This is a genomic window from Pseudoalteromonas sp. ABE4_541 (assembly GCF_056312285.1).
Map to the genome: position 1 here is coordinate 68,382 of NZ_JBSVEM010000012.1, position 19,440 is coordinate 87,821.

Annotated in this window: 17 protein-coding genes; 11 read left to right on the forward strand and 6 right to left on the reverse strand. The window is 42.7% G+C overall.

The features are described 5' to 3' along the window. Window positions 1-195 precede the first annotated feature (195 nt). The gene (locus tag ACW689_RS12950) at window positions 196-1,122 is read right to left on the reverse strand and encodes a polyprenyl-phosphate transporter (RefSeq protein WP_476291974.1); all 927 of its coding nucleotides are present in this window, start codon (window positions 1,120-1,122) and stop codon (window positions 196-198) included. 192 nt (window positions 1,123-1,314) lie between these two features. On the opposite strand from ACW689_RS12950, the gene ACW689_RS12955 reads away from it, so the two are divergent. After that, window positions 1,315-2,145, forward strand: coding sequence for a DUF3530 family protein (locus tag ACW689_RS12955; RefSeq protein ID WP_476292098.1), 831 nt, complete (start codon window positions 1,315-1,317; stop codon window positions 2,143-2,145). A 1-nt stretch (window position 2,146) separates the two neighbouring features. Here the strand turns inward: ACW689_RS12955 and djlA are convergent, their stop codons facing one another. Genes djlA through ACW689_RS12970 form a run of 3 tightly spaced genes read right to left on the reverse strand, consistent with a single transcriptional unit; the run spans window position 2,147 to window position 4,663 of the window. After that, on the reverse strand, window positions 2,147-2,986 hold the full coding sequence (gene djlA / locus ACW689_RS12960; protein ID WP_476291976.1) for a co-chaperone DjlA: 840 nt from the start codon (window positions 2,984-2,986) through the stop codon (window positions 2,147-2,149). Beyond that, a complete protein-coding gene (gene murU, locus ACW689_RS12965) occupies window positions 2,976-3,653 on the reverse strand; it encodes an N-acetylmuramate alpha-1-phosphate uridylyltransferase MurU (RefSeq protein WP_476291978.1) in 678 nt (225 codons plus the stop codon). Before murU ends, djlA begins: the two co-directional genes overlap by 11 nt. Then, the gene (locus ACW689_RS12970) at window positions 3,650-4,663 is read right to left on the reverse strand and encodes an aminoglycoside phosphotransferase family protein (protein WP_476291980.1); all 1,014 of its coding nucleotides are present in this window, start codon (window positions 4,661-4,663) and stop codon (window positions 3,650-3,652) included. The genes murU and ACW689_RS12970 overlap by 4 nt, the downstream gene beginning before the upstream one ends. 87 nt (window positions 4,664-4,750) lie before the next feature. Between ACW689_RS12970 and lptD the strand changes: the two genes are divergently transcribed. The 7 genes from lptD to ACW689_RS13005 all read left to right on the forward strand — a co-directional run bounded on the left by lptD (window position 4,751) and on the right by ACW689_RS13005 (window position 13,422). After that, entirely contained in the window at window positions 4,751-6,994 is a 2,244-nt protein-coding gene (lptD, locus tag ACW689_RS12975; RefSeq protein WP_476291982.1) for an LPS assembly protein LptD, read from the forward strand. Window positions 6,995-7,010: 16 nt separating this feature from the next. Continuing rightward, window positions 7,011-8,303, forward strand: a complete 1,293-nt coding sequence (gene surA / locus ACW689_RS12980; RefSeq protein WP_476292100.1) for a peptidylprolyl isomerase SurA — start codon at window positions 7,011-7,013, stop codon at window positions 8,301-8,303. Between the two features lie 6 nt (window positions 8,304-8,309). Continuing rightward, window positions 8,310-9,308 (forward strand): 4-hydroxythreonine-4-phosphate dehydrogenase PdxA, encoded by a 999-nt coding sequence (gene pdxA, locus ACW689_RS12985; protein ID WP_476291984.1) that lies wholly within the window; start codon window positions 8,310-8,312, stop codon window positions 9,306-9,308. Continuing rightward, window positions 9,305-10,111, forward strand: coding sequence for a 16S rRNA (adenine(1518)-N(6)/adenine(1519)-N(6))-dimethyltransferase RsmA (gene rsmA / locus ACW689_RS12990; RefSeq protein ID WP_476291986.1), 807 nt, complete (start codon window positions 9,305-9,307; stop codon window positions 10,109-10,111). Before pdxA ends, rsmA begins: the two co-directional genes overlap by 4 nt. Continuing rightward, window positions 10,095-10,484 carry a Co2+/Mg2+ efflux protein ApaG gene (gene apaG / locus ACW689_RS12995; protein ID WP_476291988.1) on the forward strand — a complete coding sequence of 130 codons (390 nt, stop codon included), beginning with the start codon at window positions 10,095-10,097 and terminating at the stop codon, window positions 10,482-10,484. The genes rsmA and apaG overlap by 17 nt, the downstream gene beginning before the upstream one ends. 5 nt (window positions 10,485-10,489) lie before the next feature. Continuing rightward, window positions 10,490-11,290, forward strand: a complete 801-nt coding sequence (locus ACW689_RS13000) for a symmetrical bis(5'-nucleosyl)-tetraphosphatase (RefSeq protein ID WP_476291990.1) — start codon at window positions 10,490-10,492, stop codon at window positions 11,288-11,290. A gap of 116 nt (window positions 11,291-11,406) precedes the next feature. Beyond that, the gene (locus ACW689_RS13005; protein WP_476291992.1) at window positions 11,407-13,422 is read left to right on the forward strand and encodes a methyl-accepting chemotaxis protein; all 2,016 of its coding nucleotides are present in this window, start codon (window positions 11,407-11,409) and stop codon (window positions 13,420-13,422) included. Between the two features lie 66 nt (window positions 13,423-13,488). Here the strand turns inward: ACW689_RS13005 and tkt are convergent, their stop codons facing one another. Next, entirely contained in the window at window positions 13,489-15,480 is a 1,992-nt protein-coding gene (gene tkt, locus ACW689_RS13010) for a transketolase (RefSeq protein WP_476291994.1), read from the reverse strand. A 458-nt stretch (window positions 15,481-15,938) separates the two neighbouring features. Here tkt and metK point away from each other — a divergent pair, with 458 nt between their 5' ends. Then, the gene (gene metK, locus ACW689_RS13015) at window positions 15,939-17,090 is read left to right on the forward strand and encodes a methionine adenosyltransferase (protein ID WP_476291996.1); all 1,152 of its coding nucleotides are present in this window, start codon (window positions 15,939-15,941) and stop codon (window positions 17,088-17,090) included. A 55-nt stretch (window positions 17,091-17,145) separates the two neighbouring features. On the opposite strand, the gene ACW689_RS13020 is transcribed toward metK, so the two are convergent. Then, entirely contained in the window at window positions 17,146-18,108 is a 963-nt protein-coding gene (locus tag ACW689_RS13020; RefSeq protein WP_476291998.1) for an AraC family transcriptional regulator, read from the reverse strand. 77 nt (window positions 18,109-18,185) lie between these two features. On the opposite strand from ACW689_RS13020, the gene ACW689_RS13025 reads away from it, so the two are divergent. Together ACW689_RS13025 and ACW689_RS13030 are read left to right on the forward strand one after the other, a co-directional pair. Continuing rightward, window positions 18,186-18,593, forward strand: a complete 408-nt coding sequence (locus ACW689_RS13025; protein ID WP_476292000.1) for a hypothetical protein — start codon at window positions 18,186-18,188, stop codon at window positions 18,591-18,593. Next, window positions 18,583-19,407: a sterol desaturase family protein gene (locus ACW689_RS13030; RefSeq protein ID WP_476292002.1), complete on the forward strand. Its 825-nt coding sequence runs from the start codon at window positions 18,583-18,585 to the stop codon at window positions 19,405-19,407. Before ACW689_RS13025 ends, ACW689_RS13030 begins: the two co-directional genes overlap by 11 nt. Window positions 19,408-19,440: the final 33 nt, after the last annotated feature.

Below are 19,440 nucleotides of genomic sequence, written 5' to 3' on the forward strand. Positions count from 1 at the left end.
TATCGCTGCATCTGGGTATTGAAAAAAAATCATGCTGACATGCACTAGGGGGCACAAATCTATACAGGCATTAAATTCACAATTTCAATCATGCTCTGTGCGGGTTATATAAAGAAGTCGTGAGGAAAAGAAGATAATATGTGTTGCACCTGTCAGTTGTGCAACACATACCTAAGCGGCTTCCATGAGAGGCGACTACTTGTTACTACTGAGTTTTTCAATCGCTAAAATAAGCAATAAACCAGCGACAGCTAATGCAACACAGAATAAGGTTTGTGGGTCTGCACCAGTCAAACTTGCAAAATCCATTGGGCTAATGTTTTTCTGCAACAGTGGCTTTTCAACACCGTGAGAATTGATGTATGTCGATACAACTTGCTTCCATGGCCAAAGTAAATTGAGTGATCCAAGTAAAAAGCCAGCCAGTAAAGCAAAAGTAAGTTGCTCAAAACTTGCAAGTAGCCAAGATAAAAAGCGAGAAAACAACATTAATCCACATACACACCCAATCAGAAACAATCCAACCAACATGATATCTTTTTGCGTCACCGCTGAAAGCACATGACCATACATCCCCATGAGCAATAGAATAAAACTACCTGAAATGCCCGGTAATATCATCGCGCACACAGCAATAGCGCCCGCGACAAAATACATCCACCAATGAGGCTGAGCTTCAGACGGCGCGATGGTGGTGATAACAAAGGCTATAACGGCACCCAAAAGACAGCTCACAACCGTTTGCCAATGCCAGTTTTTGACCTGTTTTGCCACGTGCATAAAAGAAGCAACGATCAATCCGAAAAAGAATGACCAAACCAATAACTGGTGATGTGCCAATAGATACGTAATTAGTTTGGCCAATGACGCCGCACTGGTGATAAGCCCTGCAAACACAGCGAAGAGGAAAGCACCATCAACATGCTGCCAGCAGGCTTTAACCCCCTGCGTTCTGAGTATATTGAATGCTCTGAGATCAAAACTTTTTAGTGCATTAAGAAAGCGAGCATAAATTCCAGTAATAAACGCAATTGTGCCACCGGATACACCTGGCACTACATCTGCAGCGCCCATTCCTGCCCCTTTTAAAAATAGCCATAAGTAGTCTTTTTTTGAACCCATATGTTGCGCCACTCACTGTACTCCATAATTATTTTTGCGCCTAGTTTAACTGATTTGCTCAGTAACAGACAGCAATGGCATTGAAGCGACTAAATTAATCAATAATTTAAGCTAAAAAAAACACCATGATGGCCGATACATTTTTTAGCTTATTGTTATTTTCAAGGTGTGCTTAACGTTATGCGTTCATTTATGCTTTTTATTTGTGCTCTACTCACTTGCGCGTCTTTTCCAAGCAACGCAGAAAGGGCCGCTTTTATTATGCCTCCAGCTCGAACCTCAATAGAGCAAAATGACATTAAAGAGTACTTCTCTGAAGAGCGCATTATAAATTTAGACACCGAAAATGGTGAAGTAATGGCGCTTTTTTCGCCATATATGAGTGCATACAAACGGGGGATTGTTATTTTACTTCCAGAAGCTGAGCATACCCCTTTGTCGCCTCATAGTGCGGGCTATTTATTTGAATCACTGACCGATGACGGCTTTGATACTTATACACTCCAAACACCCGAGCTAAACTGGCTAGCAGATGAGTTTGACCCACTAAACGATGAAAAATTACCACAAGAGAATACAGGTTGGTCAGAAGCGGTTCTCAATGATTACAAAAAGCGTTTAATTGCCAACTTTGAGGCGCTTTATGCACAGTTACAAATGACCAGCAAGGAGCAACTGGTTGTGATTGCCGAAGGTGTCAGTGCTGGCGTTTTTTCTGAGCATCTAGCCTCGCTACCCAATCTTCGTATAGATGCATTTGTCTCAATCAGCGCTCAGTTACCCAATAGTGAACGAAACAAGCACCTGCCTGCCATTATCTCATTAGTCAGCCCGCCTTTACTCGACGTTATCTACTCTCAAGACAATGACACAATCTTGAAAAGCGCAGAGCAGAGAAAACGCTGGGTGAAGCGCAACAGTAAATTTGACTACCGACAACGTGAGTTGTTTGGCGCCAGTACCGAAATTAGGCAACATCAGCGCTTGCGCAAGGAAGTTGATGGCTTCTTACGACAACTATAGACTAGCTTGCTTTTTTCAAGTATTCGTAAGCTGATTGAATATCTTGGCTCTTGCGTTTCGCCACTTCCATCATATGCTCTGGCAATCCCTGAGAGACTAACTTATCCGGATGATGCTGTGCCATGAGCTTTCTATATGCCCGCTTAATATCTTTCTCTGTCGCATTACTCGATAAACCTAACACCGCCAAGGCCTGCGTTTTAGAAAAAGCGGGCTCAGAGCTGCTAGCCTGTCTATGCTGTTGTCTGTATTGCTGCTGTTGACTTTGCTGATGCTGTCGAAAGCTAAACTCCGCTTGATAGCGCTTGAGGATAAATTTAAAGTGCGTCGCAGAAATACCAAGATATTGACTCACTTTTTGCAGTAATTGCTTTTCACTGGCAGCAAGATGACCATCCGAAAACGCCATTTGAATTTGGATCTCTAAAAACAGCTGAACCAAATCGTAACGCCTTGCAAAAACTTCTTTAAAGTCAGTAATTGCTTCTTTTAATTTGAAATCTTGTTCTTTCCCTGCGCGAAAAGCATTTTGTGCCTCAACTCTATCCTCACCATGTAGCCCCATGTCATCCATAAATGCTGTCGCAGCACGAATATGTGTTTCGCTGACTCGCCCATTAGACTTTGCGATATGCCCCATCACCGCAAAACAGCTAGAGAAAAACAGTGCTTGTCGCTGGTGTAAATCATCACCACTGAAAAAGCCCTGAAAGCCGCCCACCTTGTCAAAACTTTGTTTTAGGCTTTTATCAAACATATGACCAAGCCAAAATCCCAAAATAGCACCTAACCAACGACCAAACATAAAGCCAAAGCAAGTGCCTAGTAGTTTACCCCACATGCTGCTGCTCCTGTTCAAGGTTGATCTGCGCTAGACGTTCTGGCGTACCAATATCACTCCATTGCCCCAGATATAGCTCAGTTGACACATGTCCGCTTGTCAGCCCTTCACACAACATAGGACCCAAAGGCACAAAGCCACCTGTCTGCTTTTCAAAAAATGATTTGTGATATAAACCAATGCCTGCAAAGGTATATTTCTGTTCGTTCTGGGGTTGCTCCGCCAAACAAAAGTCTCCTTCAGGATTGTGGTCTGGATTCTCAACCAGCACGATATGCGCTTGAGCTTCGAACAACTGTAATTGAAGCATCGAGCTCACATCATAGTCGGTAAAGATATCACCATTAATAACAAGAAACCTATCGTCCTCTTGGCACAATAGTGCCAACGCATTGATAATGCCACCTGCCGTTTCCAAGCCCCCTTCAGGCTCTTGACTATACGTAATTTTCATATCAAATAGCGTACCATCGGCAAAAAACTGTTTTATTTTCTCACCTTGCCACGCAAGGTTTATCACCACCTCTTTGATACCTGCGGCTTTTAATCGCATCAAGTGATAATAAAGTAACGGCTTTCCTGCGACTTCTAACATAGGCTTTGGTAACTCAGCCGTGAGCGGCATCATACGTTTACCGCGGCCTGCGGCAAGGATCATGGCTTTCATTCAGTGATTAGGTCCAGCTTAGCTTCTACTTTTGGCATTATGTCATGGCGCAACCAAGTTTCAAGCCATTGAAATGGCTCGTAACACTTTGCAACCTCACAGACATATTCCAAAGTAGGCAATACATCTTTGAGATATCCTGATTTTCCGTCACGGATCAATAGTCGACAAAAAATACCAGCGGCTTTTAAATGCCTTTGCACCCCCGTTAAGTCAAAGTAACGGCAATAAGATTCAAAGCCCATGTCGCCAAGTAACTTGGCGTTATATAATTGGACATAACTGACCTTTTGCAAACGCTCGAATAACTCGCTGGGTAATCTAAAATAACAATCCCGCAATAAAGACACGGCGTCATAAGTTACGGGACCTTGCACTGCATCTTGATAATCAATTAGTGCCCACTGCGTATCTACATACATAATGTTTCGACTATGAAAATCTCGATGCATAGTCACTTGCGGCTGTGCCAGTATGTTACTAACAAGCTGCTCTTTAAGACTTCGCCATTGAAATAGTGGTAAGTTTTGCTCATCGAGCCCCAACCATTCAAGTAATAACCACTGCCAGAATATATCCATCTCCATTGCAATAAAATCAGCATCATAAGGCTTCATGCTGTTAGATGCTGGGGTACCCGCTATTTGTGGTAAGAGGCGTAAGACATTTTCGTAATCATGCTCAAGCGATGGCAATAGAAGCCGATCTGCCAAATGCGTCTGACCAAGGTCTTCTAAGAGCAAAAAACCGTGTTCAAGATCTGTTAAAAAAATACGAGGCACACGCAAACCCGCTTCACTAAAACACCGATTTAACTCAACAAAAGGCGCGTTGTTTACTCTGCTTGGGTCTGAGTCCATCACAATAAAGTGCTTTTGCCCAGACACGACCCGATAGTAACGTCGAAAACTAGCATCACTCGTTATTGCACACCAACTGTAGTGGTCTGTTGAAAAATACCGCTTTAAAAAAGCCTTTAGTAAGCTTTGTCTATTTTGCTCTTTTGTCACAAAATTCCACTCTTAATTACTGTATTTCACTAAGTTTTACTTTATCATGTCTTGCTTAATATCAATAATGGCGTTCAAGGTTAATCAATGACGAAAAGATGGGGGGCCATCGCGGTAATTTTTGCCAGTACCAATGCGATAGCCGGAACAGTACCTGCACCAAAGCTTTGTAGCGAATACTTACAACCCAAAAATTGGCAGCCTTTAAGCGCTTTACCCAAAGATGCAATTGACATCCAAGCAGATGACGTTGAAATGCAAGGCAAAGACAGTGCCGAATTTTCTGGTAATGTTGTAATAAACACCAGCAAGATGTCACTCCAAGCCAGCAGTGCACTCATTGATAAAAAACAAAGTTTACTTAACGCAACCGGCCCGCTTAATTACCAAGATCCATATACTAACGTAAGCGCCAATGCTTTATACGCAGATTTAAATAATAACGAAATAAGCTTACTCGGTGCTGACTATCAACTCACTCAGCAACAAGGCCATGGTGGTGCAGAAAAACTTTCGGCTTCAGACAAACAAGTCGCCTTGATCAATTCTAGTTTCACCACTTGCCCATCAAATAAACCATTTTGGGCACTTGAAGCCGATAACATCACCCTATCTAAAGAAGAAGGCTGGGGCGAAACACATAATGCCGTGCTTAAAATACTTGATGCGCCTGTTTTATACGTTCCCTATTTTACTTTCCCCATAGATGATAGAAGGAAGTCGGGGCTTCTCATGCCCAAGATTGCTCCTTCTAGTCGCTATGGCTTAGAAGTTGCCTTACCTTACTATTGGAATATCGCGCCAAACTATGACGCAACAATCACACCAAGGTACATGGCGAATCAAGGGGTGCAGCTCATTACCGAGTTCCGTTACCTGACAGAACAACATAAGGGTTTACTGGGTGTTGAATTTTTAGAACAAGATGACTCTGAGCCCAGTTTAGATGAACGCTACTTAGTTCACTGGGATCAACAAAGTTACCTAAGTGAACAATGGCGTATGAGTGTTGATGTCACGAATGTCAGTGATGATAACTATTTAACTGATTTAAATTCTGATTATGCTAATGAAACAGGTACTCAGCTCGATAGAACGGGAGTACTTAGCTATCTGGGCTCACATTGGTTAACGGATATCAAACTGCAAACATTTGAAGTATTAGGTGACCACACCGAGTCTTACGCCGCTTTACCACAAATTAGTTGGAGAAACCGTTCAGCTTACAACCTTTATGGTCTCGACTTTGATGTACATGGTGAGCTAGCACATTTCAAAAATGATGCATTACAAGTCAAAGAAGCAACACGGTTTCATATTGAGCCAAAAGCCAGCTTCAAATTTAACGAATATGCCTGGTCCTTTATCAGCGAACTCAGTTTGCTGCACACCAGATACAAACAAAAAGGTGACTTACAAAACACACCTTATGATGAAAACGTATCTCGCACATTGCCAAAGTTGCGCATGCATGCGCAACTAAATTTTGAGCGAGATACTGCCATGTTTATAAAAGATGGTATTCAAACACTTGAGCCTCAAGTGCAATATTTATATACCCCAGATAGAAATCAGCAAAACATCGCGCTGTACGATACGACCAAAATGCAAGATGACTTTTACGGTTTGTTCAGAGATCAACGTTTTTCTGGTGTAGACCGTATTGCAGAAGCAAACCAAATAACATTAGGCGCAACAACGCGAATTTTTGATGCAAAAAGCCAAGAGCGGTTTAACTTCAGCGCAGGCCAGATTTTGTATCTAGAAGATGACGTAAAGCCAAGTGCACAGAGCTTAGATAATCAAACAAACTACAACGCCTTGTTTGCAGCTGAAACCATGATACATTGGCATAGACGTTGGTATTTCTCTGCAGGGGTACAGTATGATGCAGATGCAAAAGAGATCATCGAATCTCATACCACGATCGATTACAAAGGTGATAAGAATAAATTGGTTCAATTGAACCATCGATATGCTAGCGATGTCTCAGGATATGAAATCGATCAAGTAGGTCTTTTTACCAGTTTACCAATAAATGAGAATTGGCAGATGGTAGCAAGCTATCACCGCGACCTGACAACAGCCAGAAGTGTTGAAGTCTTTGCGGGTGTGCGTTATGAAAGCTGCTGTTGGGCAATTCAAGTAACAGGTAAAAGACAGATAGAAACAGATTTAAATAGAACAATAAATCAAGATGTAAAGTTTGATAGCAGTATAGATATTAGCTTTGTACTCAAAGGTCTAGGTGGTAAGTCAAAATACGATATTAACAAGGTCTTACAACAAGGCTTGTTCCACTATCGTCGCCCCTATTTTTTAAATAATTGATAAATATTAGAATATGATGAATTTTAAGAAGTTGTTACTGGCAGCCCTGATTGGGCTTGGGTTTAACCAAAATGTACTTGCCGAGCGAGTCGAAGTTGACAAAGTTGTTGCCGTTGTGAACGATGGCGTCGTTTTGCAAAGTGAAGTAGAGCAAATTATTTCACGTGTAAAGGAACAAGCAAAACAACAAAACACCGAGTTGCCGTCTGATAAAACATTGCGTATTCAAGCCGTTGACCGCTTGGTTGACCAAACGCTGATGCTACAGCTGGGCGAACGCATGGGTATGGAGATTTCCGATGCACAGCTTGATCAAACCTTAGCCAACATCGCTTCAGAGCAAGGTGGCACTATTGCTGATTTGCGTCGAACTGTAGAAGCAAGTGGTGAAAGCTTTGCACAATATCGTGAACAAATTCGTAAAGAGATTACTATTAGCCAAGTACGTCGTGCTAACGTAGACCGCCGTGTTTATATCAGCCCACGAGAAATTTCTAATCTTCAAGAAATATTGGCTAAGCAAACCGGTAACTCTGAAGAGTTCGATCTAGGTCACATTCTGATTAAGATCCCAAACAAGGCAACCCCCGCAGAAATTGAAGATGCGCGCACACGTGCTGACAAAGTGATTGAATTTTTAAATGAAGGCAAAGAATTTAAGCGTATCGCGATTGCATCATCTAGTGGTGCGAAAGCCCTTGAAGGTGGTCAGCTTGGCTGGATGGGGATCAACGAGATGCCATCGCTATTTGCAGAAGCAGTAAAAGGTCAGAAAAAAGGTCAGATAATCGGCCCTGTTCGCTCTGGTGCAGGCTTCCACATTCTCAAAATCCAAGATATTCGTGGTCGACAAGTTGTTGAGACAACTGAAGTTCGTTCACGCCACATCTTGATCAAACCTTCAATCATCTTAAGTGAAGAGAAGGCTAAAGACATGTTAACCGGCTTTGTTAAAGACCTTCGCGAAGGCAAAGCCGATTTTGCAGAGCTCGCTAAAAAACACTCGGAAGATCCCGGTTCGGCACTAAAAGGCGGTGAATATGACTGGACAGACCCAACAACATACGTACCAGCTTTTAGAGATGCATTATTGTCATTAGATCAAAACGAAATTAGTGAGCCATTTAGAAGCTCATACGGTTGGCATATCGTACAGTTACTCGACAAACGAGTCGCAGACAAAACGGAACAAGCCAAGCTCAATCGTGCTCACGGCCTGTTGTACAACCGTAAATTTAAAGAAGAAGCCTTCAAGTGGCAAAGCGAAATCAGAGAGCAAGCACACATTGATATTTTCCCGCAAGAGTAATGATAGATGACTAAGTGTTTAAGAATTGCCATTACGCCGGGAGAACCTGCGGGTATTGGTCCTGATTTAGTTATTAGGCTGGCTCAGAAGAGCTGGCCCGCGCAACTAGTAGCCGTTGTAGATAAGTCTGTGATGGAAAAGCGAGCAACAGAATTGGGCATGGACATTAATATGCTTGAGTTCAACGCCAGCGATACACCGGCTCCAGCACCTGCAGGCAGTTTGTATTATCTCCAAGTTGATAAAGGGTGTGATGTCGTTGCTGGCACTTTAGACGAAAAAAATGGCCAATATGTGCTTGAAACACTACGTTTGGCCTCTGAGAAAAATATGGATGGCACCTTTGATGCCGTTGTAACAGGTCCCGTTCACAAAGGCATAATCAATCGCGCTGGTATTTCCTTCAGTGGCCATACTGAATATTTCGCACAACAATCAAATACCGCTGATGTCGTCATGATGCTTGCTACCGAAGGTTTGAGAGTGGCCCTTGTTACCACCCATATTCCGTTAGAGTATGTGTCTAAGGCAGTTACTGCTGCTCGTTTGAGCAAAGTCGCGACCATTTTACATCACGACCTACAAAACAAATTTGGCATTGAAGATCCAAAAGTGTTGGTGTGTGGTCTTAATCCGCATGCCGGAGAAGGTGGCCACCTTGGCCGTGAAGAAATAGATACCATCACACCCACGCTAGAATCGCTTAATCAACAAGGCATGAAATTTATCGGCCCACTGCCTGCAGACACCCTATTCCAAGCAAAATATTTAGATAATGCCGATGCCGTGCTGGCTATGTATCACGATCAAGGCTTACCTGTGTTAAAATATAAAGGATTTGGTAATTCGGTGAACATTACCCTTGGATTACCCTTTATACGCACCTCAGTAGATCATGGTACCGCTCTTGATTTAGCTGCAACAAATAACATTGAGGTGGGTAGTTTTGATTTAGCGATCCGCGAAGCAATCAAGCTCGCCACTGAAAAAGCACAGAATTCATGACAGACAAAGTACATTTGGGCCACCGCGCCCGTAAACGTTTTGGCCAAAACTTTTTAAATGATGACATGATCATCGATAAAATAGTGACCGCCATAGACCCTAAACCAAGTGATAATCTGGTGGAGATTGGCCCAGGCCTTGGTGCAATCACCGAGCCTGTTGTCGATTTAAGTGGCCACCTTACAGTGGTAGAACTTGATAAAGATCTGGCAGAACGTCTGATCCATCATCCGTTTATGGGCCCTAAATTAACGGTGCATCAAGGCGATGCGATGAAGTTTGACTTTTCTAGCCTTATCAAAGGGGATGAAAAGTTAAAAATCTTCGGTAACCTGCCCTATAACGTTTCAACACCGTTATTGTTTCACCTATTCGAATTTGCAGACAATGTTGAACATATGCACTTTATGCTGCAAAAAGAAGTCGTAAAGCGTATGGTTGCAGGACCCGATTCAAAAGCATTTGGTCGCTTAAGCGTCATGACACAATATTACTGTCACGCAATGCCTGTCATCGACGTACCACCAGAGTGCTTTAAGCCTGCACCCAAGGTTGACTCAGCGGTGATACGTTTGATCCCTAAAAAGCCGGAACAACGTACTGCTAAGAGTACGAAGCTACTCAATACCGTCTGTTTAGAAGCATTCAATCAACGCCGTAAAACGTTGCGCAATAGTTTATCTAACTTGCTAAGCAGCGAAGAATTAGAAAGTTTAGGGATCGATCCAGCCAAACGTGCCGAGAATCTATCACTTGCTCAATTTATCGATATAGCTAATTGGATTTATGACAACAAGCAGTAATTTAGGCTCTCCAATTAAGGTTTCAGTAGAAATCTTTTATGTGGAGGCGCAGTCTCAACCCGAAAAAGACAAGTATGTTTTTGCGTACACCATCACCATTAAAAACCACAGCCTGTGTAGCGCCAAGCTGCATAGCCGTTATTGGCTGATAACTGACGCCAATGGTAAAGAAACGGAAGTAGAAGGCGAAGGTGTCGTTGGTGAAACCCCCACGATTGGTCCTGGCGAGAGTTATAAATACACCAGTGGTGCCGTGTTAGACACGCCACTTGGCACAATGCAAGGCTACTATGTCATGCGTAATGAGTTTGGCAGTGAATTCAAAGCGCCGATTGATGTATTTCGTTTAGCCTGTCCAAATATTCTACATTAGTTGTTATGGCTCAATACGCAATAGGCGATTTACAGGGGTGCTTCGCACCCTTTATGCAACTACTCGATATGGTGGATTTTAATCCCAGTAAAGACCACTTATATCTGGTTGGTGATGTGATTGCTAGGGGACCTGACTCCCATGCCTGCCTTGATTTTTTATACCAAAATAGACATGCAGTTACCATCACATTAGGTAACCATGACTTACACTTTCTTGCTTGCACTGCATTAAATAAAGCGCCTAATCCAAAAGATAAACTAGATGCTATTTTCGCCAGCAACAAACTTTCGCAGTACATTGAATTTCTAACCGCGCAGCCACTGGCACTTTTTTTACCCGAACTCAATACCTTTGTTTCACACGCAGGAATTCATCCAAGCTGGGACGTGGATGAAGCGCTAAAATATGCCAAGTTTGCTCAGTCATGTTATCAATCTGAACAAGCTCCCTATTTTTATAAAAACATGTATGGTGAACATCCAAGTCTAGCGCTCTCAGAGCTAGACAAAATTGATAAGTTCAAAGCTATCGTGAATGTTTTCACTCGTATGCGCTTTTTAACACAAGATTCGCAGCTCAATCTAAAGCAAAAAGGTCCTGCAAGTTCAACGCAAGCGCTAACCCCTTGGTTCAAACATGAACGCTTTCAAAATGATGATACTCGCTACGTATTTGGCCATTGGGCCGCACTTGAAGGGAAAACAAACTTGAAAAATATCATTGCCCTCGACACGGGGTGTGTATGGGGTGGACCGATGACTTTGATAGATTTACTTTCTAGTGAGCATTTTTCAAGCAAATAAGGTAAACTAGCGCAGTTTTACTGAATTTTTTAGGCACATCTGCTATAAAATACTTAACTTATTCGTAATAAAACCGATAAGTTATTCAATCCTATTAGTAAATTTATGGAAACTGTATGAACTTGACTGTAAGCCAAAGAATTTGGGGTGGCTTTATATTTATCACCCTTTTACTGCTGTTAATTGGCGGAAACTCGTTGTTCAGGATCGCCAACATCGATCAATCAACTCAATTAGTCAACACTCTCTCCCTCCCTGCACTAGACAAAAGCGCAGAGTTACAAGTTGAGTTTTCTTTAATGAGTAAGATGGCGCAAGGCACTTTCTACACTCAAGTTCCTACGGAACTAGACTCGCTGAAATCACAGTTCGAAAAAAGAAAAAAGACGTTTGAACAAAGCCATACTCAGCTCCAGCAAGTAGTCAGTGATAATCCAAAGTTATCGAAAAGCGCCAATGATGTTGGTAGAACATTCGAAGCCTTTATTGGTGCTGTAGAAAGCCTACAAAAAGACAAAGCATTAGAACTTGAGTTACGTAAAACGATCAAAGTGCAGCTAGAAAATATCGAACTAAATGCAGAAGATGCAACCACCGTCGTACTCGATATTATCGATTTAGATGATTTAAAAGAACAAAATTCACGTGCTTATCAAGCCGCGTCCAGCATGGAGAATAACTTCTCGTCGGTGGTGACCAATGCGACTGACATGCTGACAATCAATAATCTTAATACCTTATCGATTGTGAAAAAGGATCAAAGCTACCTATTAGAAGAGCTTGCTCGCAATATGCAATTAATGAAAGGCCCTGTTGAGCAATTAGATGCTGATTTGTTTGCTGACCTCGAATCATACTATAAAGAATTAGAAAAGCAGCTTTCAGGCAACAATAGTTTGTTCAATAATAAAAAACGTTCTATTGATGCAACAGAAATGACGCGCAAAGAGCTACAAGATGCGGAACGTGCTACAACCGCGGCCTTAAAGCAACTAGACGAATTGTTAGATGAAGCCAGCAGAGTCGCATTTGACCTACAACAAGAAGTACAAACAGACGTAAGTAAAGCCAATATCTGGACTTGGGCTGGTATGATCATCGCCACTCTAATCGCCATTGGTGTTGCTTACATCACTGTCAACCTGATTACTAAGCCACTAGCGGAAGTAAACCGTGTGCTGACCATCGTTGCCGGTGGCGATATGACGCAGAAACTAGATGATTCTGCACAAGACGAATTTGGTGAGCTGTCACGCAGCTGTAACACGCTGATAAGTAGTCTTCGTGAGTTGATAACCGGCATCGTTTCGCGTTCTACACAGCTGGCCGCAGCGTCAGAAGAAACCTCAACTATTACCAGTGAGTCAAGCCAAGCTATACGCGATCAACAAGCACAAGTTGAACAAGCGGCAACTGCAACAACGCAAATGAGCAGTACTGCACACGGTGTAAGTAATAGCGCCCACCAAGCATTGTTGGAAATTAAAAACGCTGATAAGGAAGCAGAGCGTGTTAAAGGTATTTCGCACGACAATAAGCACACCATTGAACAACTTGCTCGTGAGGTAGATGAGGCGTCTGGCGTTATCAATAAACTTCATCAAGATAGTGCTTCGATTGGTGGTATCTTAGATGTGATCAGAGGCATCGCCGAACAAACCAACTTATTGGCGTTAAATGCGGCGATTGAAGCGGCTCGCGCAGGTGAACAGGGGCGCGGCTTTGCCGTCGTAGCTGATGAAGTACGTTCTCTTGCCAGCAAAACGCAAGAATCGACCCAAGAGATCCAATCAATGATCGAGTCCTTGCAAGCCGGTGCAGAAGAAGCCGTTAGAGCCATGTCTAAGGGTAAACAACAAGCTGAATCTTGCGTTGAGCAAAGTGATTTGGCCAACGAAGCCCTCAATAGCATTACCCAAGCCGTGTCTCAAGCACACGACGTAAGTGAAGAGATCTCTAATGCAGCAAATGAGCAGCAGCAAGTAGCACAAGAGATCAGTGAACGTTTAGAGTCAATTGTGTCGATTGCAGAACAAACAGCCGAAGGCGCTAACCAAACGTCTATCTCTAGTAGCGAAGTTGCGAAACTTGCTGAAGAGTTACGCCAGTCGGTGGAACAGTTTAAGGTGTGATGAAAACAAATCGCACTTTTAAGGTATAAAAAAACCCGCAAAAGCGGGTTTTTTATGTCATGCTATTTAGAATAAAGCGTTTGCTTTAGCTACAACATTTTCGACTGTAAAGCCAAAATGAGCAAATAACTCACCAGCTGGTGCCGACTCACCGAAGGTGCTCATACCAACTACCGCACCATTTAAACCAACATATTTGTACCAATAGTCTTCAATGCCTGCTTCAACAGCAACACGACGAGTAACCGCTGCTGGAAGCACACTTTCTTTGTACTCAGCTGATTGTGCATCAAACACATCTGTTGATGGCATAGAGACTACACGCACTTTCTTGCCTGCATTACGTAACTCTTGAGCTGCCTCTACTGCAAGTTGAACTTCTGAACCGGTCGCAATTAAGATAACTTCCGGGTTTCCATCACAACTTAATACATAACCACCTTTTTTGATCGCTTGAACTTGCTCAGCATCTCGTGATTGCTGCTCTAAGCCCTGACGCGTGAAGATCAATGATGTTGGGCCATCTTTACGCTCAATTGCTTGTTGCCAAGCAACTGCAGATTCAACCTGATCACAAGGGCGCCAGTTAACTAAGTTAGGGGTTAAACGCATGCTTGCGATCTGTTCAACTGGTTGGTGGGTTGGACCATCTTCACCCAGACCAATTGAATCATGGGTATAGACAAAAATGCTCGGTTGCTTCATTAATGCAGCCATACGTACCGCATTGCGTGCGTATTCCATAAACATTAAGAATGTTGCACCGTAAGGCACAAACCCTTTGTGTAGGGCAATACCGTTCATGATGGCTGACATACCAAACTCACGCACACCATAGAAAATGTAGTTACCAGACGCATCTTCAGCGCTAAGACCTTTCGAACCATCCCATAGAGTTAAGTTAGAGCCAGCCAAGTCTGCTGAACCACCCATAAACTCTGGTAATAATGGACCGTATGCATTCAATGCATTTTGTGATGCTTTACGTGTTGCAGGGTTGGCTGGGTTTGCTTGAAGCTGTGCAATATAAGCTTCTGTTTGCTCAGACCAGTTTACTGGTAAATCACCCGCCATACGACGTTCAAACTCTGCGGCAAGTTCAGGGTGTTCTACTTGGTATTGCGCAAATTTAATTTGCCATTCGCTTTGCTGTTGTTGGCCTTGCGCTGTCGCATTCCATTTAGCATAAACGTTTTCTGGGATCTCAAAAGCACCATGTTCCCAACCTAAGAACTCTCTTGCAGCTTGGATTTCTTCGTCACCTAGTGGTGCACCGTGACAATCATGGCTACCAGACTTATTTGGGGAACCATAACCAATCACTGTTTTACAACAAATCAACGTCGGTTTATCAGATTCAGCTCGCGCAGCGTCAATAGCTGCTTTAATCGCATCGCTATCATGGCCATCAACACCAGCAATTACATGCCAGCCGTAAGCTTCGAAACGTTTAGGTGTATCATCACTGAACCAACCTTCTACTTCACCGTCAATAGAAATGCCGTTGTCATCCCAAAATGCGATCAGTTTGCCCAGACCTAGTGTACCTGCAAGTGAACAAGCTTCATGAGAAATACCTTCCATCAAGCAGCCATCACCTAAAAATGCATAAGTATAGTGATCAACAATATTGTGCTCATCACGGTTAAATTGTGCAGCTAACGCTTTTTCAGCAATCGCCATACCAACCGCGTTGGTAATACCTTGACCTAAAGGGCCTGTCGTTGTTTCAACGCCTGGCGCATAACCATATTCAGGGTGACCAGGTGTTTTGGAATGCATTTGACGAAAGTTCTTTAAATCGTCAATAGAGAGATCGTAACCACTAAGGTGTAAAAGTGAATAGATAAGCATTGAGCCGTGACCATTTGACAACACAAATCTGTCACGGTCAGCCCATAGTGGGTTACTTGGATTATGCTTTAGATAATCGCGCCAAAGCACTTCTGCAATATCCGCCATTCCCATTGGGGCTCCAGGGTGGCCTGATTTGGCCTTTTGAACTGCATCCATTGACAGGACGCGAATTGCATTTGCTAGCTCTTTGCGAGAGGGCATGAGTTCTCCTACCTTTTATTTGTCTGTGCGCGGGTTTTTAGGGCCCCATTCTGACTTATTTTTGGTCCACACTGCAATGATAATTCCTAGAAAAAGGTCTAAGCTTATTGTTTTTATTCCAACGCCGAGAAAATAACCTTATTTAACCTCATCTGCGGATAAGAGTTTTGATAACTCAGAATAGAGATGTTACACCCTCTTCTATATCCAATGACGATATTTTGCTCAACATCAAGGCGTTTTCGCGAAGTAATAGTGCGCTATTACAAGTGAAAATAACGAAGAGAGTGAGCGAAATAGCTTCATTGCGCAAATTCGCTTATGTGTAGCTGAGGTTATTTAGACGTCTAGGTGTAAAAAAACTATGCATGCGAGGTAGATTTGGTTAAAATACCCGCCTATTTTTTTTAGCGCTGTCCAGATGTTTGTGAAGCGCGGTATTTGTGAGCATAAATACAATGGCAAAACATTTATTTACTTCTGAGTCTGTTTCTGAAGGTCATCCGGATAAAATTGCTGATCAGATCTCTGATGCAGTTCTTGATGCAATTTTAGAACAAGATCCAAAAGCACGTGTAGCATGTGAAACCTACGTAAAAACCGGTATGGTTATGGTTGGTGGTGAAGTAACCACTAGCGCATGGGTTGATATCGAAGAGTTAACACGTAAAACTGTTCGTGAAATTGGTTATACGCACTCAGATATGGGTTTTGATGCTGATTCATGTGCCATTTTAAATACCATCGGTAAACAGTCTCCAGACATCAACCAAGGTGTTGACCGTTCACGCCCTGAAGATCAAGGTGCTGGTGACCAAGGTCTAATGTTTGGTTACGCTTGTAACGAAACTGACGTACTAATGCCTGCACCAATTACTTATTCACATCGTTTAGTTCAGCGTCAAGCACAAGTTCGTAAAAGCGGTGAGCTAGCTTGGTTGCGTCCAGATGCAAAATCTCAAGTAACGTTTGCCTACGAAAATGGTAAAGCAGTTGGTATCGATGCCGTTGTTCTTTCAACTCAACACTGTGACACTATTTCACAAAACGATTTAGTAGAAGCAGTGATGGAAACTATCATCAAGCCAACTCTACCTGCAGAGCTTATCACTGAAGCAACCAAGTTCTTTATCAACCCAACGGGCCGTTTCGTTATCGGTGGCCCTATGGGTGACTGTGGTCTAACAGGTCGTAAGATCATCGTTGATACATACGGCGGTATGGCGCGTCACGGTGGTGGAGCATTCTCTGGTAAAGATCCATCTAAAGTTGACCGTTCAGCTGCGTATGCTGCACGTTATGTTGCTAAAAACATTGTTGCGGCTGGTCTTGCTGACAAGTGTGAGATCCAAGTATCTTACGCAATTGGTGTTGCAGAGCCAACGTCAATTAGTGTTGAAACATTTGGCACTGGTAAACTTGAAGAGTCACGTTTAATCGAGATCATTCGTGAACACTTCGACCTACGTCCATACGGCATCCTAACGATGCTTGACCTAGAGCGTCCTATCTATCAGCCTACAGCTGCATACGGTCACTTTGGTCGTGATGAATTCCCTTGGGAAAAAACAGATAAAGCAGAAGCACTTAAAGCATCAGCGGGTCTGTAATCATCAATACTTCATTAAAAAAGGTGCCATGGGCACCTTTTTTAATGGCTGCATTTTAACGCCGATTATCACGATGTAATTGTTTCACATAAGCACTTGGTGACATGCCATACCAGCGCTTTACCGCACGGTTTAACGACGCTTGCTCCGTGTAACCGAGTAAATCACTTAGTCCTTGCTTGCTCATCACAGTACAAAACTGAGCAAATCGCCGCTTCCTTTCTTGCTCTAACAAGTCGGAAAAACATAACTCATGTAATTTTAAATGCCTTTGTAGTGTTCTCGTCGACATAGCAAGCGCCTGCGCTAATGACGCTAATGACATTTTGTGCAAATCGCAACTATGCAGTGTGCTTTGTAAATGTCTCATCCAATGATGCTCATAATCATAGGCATGTTGCAACTCACTCAATGCAGTATGAACACTGGCCGCAACTAATTCGTTAGATGTTAAAATAGGGAGTGATAACAGTGCTTTATCAAAAGTTATGCGATTTTCAGTGGCGCTAACAACCACAGTACAGCCAAACCAACTCGTTAGGCGTTGTTGTTGTTCATAGCTGAATTTATTTTTAAAAAACACTTTGTTTGCTTTAACTTGCTGGCCAGTAAGACGCCGAACAGTCGCCACCCAAGCAGTCATATTACGTAACACTGCTTGCAAGTTATCTTCAAATGGTTGCCAAGCAATCGACGCGTACTCACCTTGCTCTAAAAAATGGCATTGACCAATATTCGCCACCGTTTTATCGAATGACAAAAGTGCTCGCAGAGCTTCATTAAGTGTGTTGGCCGACTCAACAAAATAACCAAGTAAACCGTAACTCGCAGTATTTATTTGCTTACCTAGTTCAAAGCCCCATAAGGGATCTTGATTGGCTTTGGCTGCTTGGTTGAGCGCCTCAAAATAAAGCTGCATATCAATACGACTCTTATGCAAACTTTGTGCGGGTAAATATTTCTCTAACGGCTGGCAATATTGGCGACATACATCGAACATAATGGCGTGAAAAGACAAAAAAATGGCTCGTATAGTCAAGTATGCCCCGTCGGATACAGATATGCTAGTTTGACGATGAACTTTTTTAGACCATCATGCCATTACTCGATATTACCCAAAAGTTAAACGAACACAGTGTGTTTTCACTTGAAAAACTAGCTGATTGTGCAGAGCTGAGTAAAATATTTAAAGGTCAATTTATTCCTCTAGCGAATGATTGCGGTTTACAACGACGTGAAGTCACCCTACGCGGTCATACATTTGTTGAAGTGATCACGCATCTATCTCCACAAAAATTGCATTATCAAATTGAAGGTCATGGCCCAATCAAGGCGCATCGCGGCATCGTCAGTCTGACAAGAGTACACAATCAACTTCATCTTCGTTATCAAATATATGGCCGTAGCAATACTTGGCTACCCACATGGTTACTCAAACTTGTTTTATTTATTGATTTTAAATTAGCCATTAAGCGTTTAAGGAAGCTCTATCATGTCAGTTGATTACATATTGCTTGCTCTAAGCCCCCTGTTTGCCATCGCAATCATCGCGGAGTACTGCAAAGCGAGCTGTGGCTACTCATTACGAGAGTTTATATTGAACACCTGTTTGGCGCTTTCACACCAAGCTTCAGAAATATGTTCTCTGTTGCTGCTTATGCCTCTATTTGGCTATGTTTATCAAAACTTTGCTCTTTTCAATATCGAGCTCAACGCACTCAACGTGCTCATCGCATTCATTGTACAAGACTTTTTATACTATTGGTTTCATCGTGCCAGCCATCGCTTTAATTGGCTATGGACTGCACATATCGTACATCACAGCTCCGAGCATATGAATTTTTCTACTGCAATGCGCCAAAGCCTGTTTTACCCTGTCGTTGGCATGTGGATCTTTTGGGTGCCACTCGTTATTCTGGGTTATCCACCAGAATTAGTGTTTGCGATTGTTGCACTGAATCTCGCATTCCAGTTTTTCGTACATACCGAACAAAGCCCTGAATTTAAGTGGCTAGGACTTATTTTTAATACCCCAACCCATCACTGTTTGCATCATGCTAAAAATAGCCATTACATAGACAAAAACTTTGCGGGCGTACTTATTATTTGGGACAAGCTATTTGGCACCTTTGTTAAGCCAATTTGTTCGCAACCCCCTCAATATGGTGTCGCTGAACGAACCTATCAGCTTAGTCTTAATGATGCACTGTTAACGCCATGGCGGATTTTGCTGCTGAACATAGGAGAAAAACGAAGCTGGCGGGATAAACTCAAGGTCTTAGTGGATAAACCAAAACACCTTAAACAACTAGATTAGCGGGTTTATATTGTTCAACATCGCTGGCTTGTT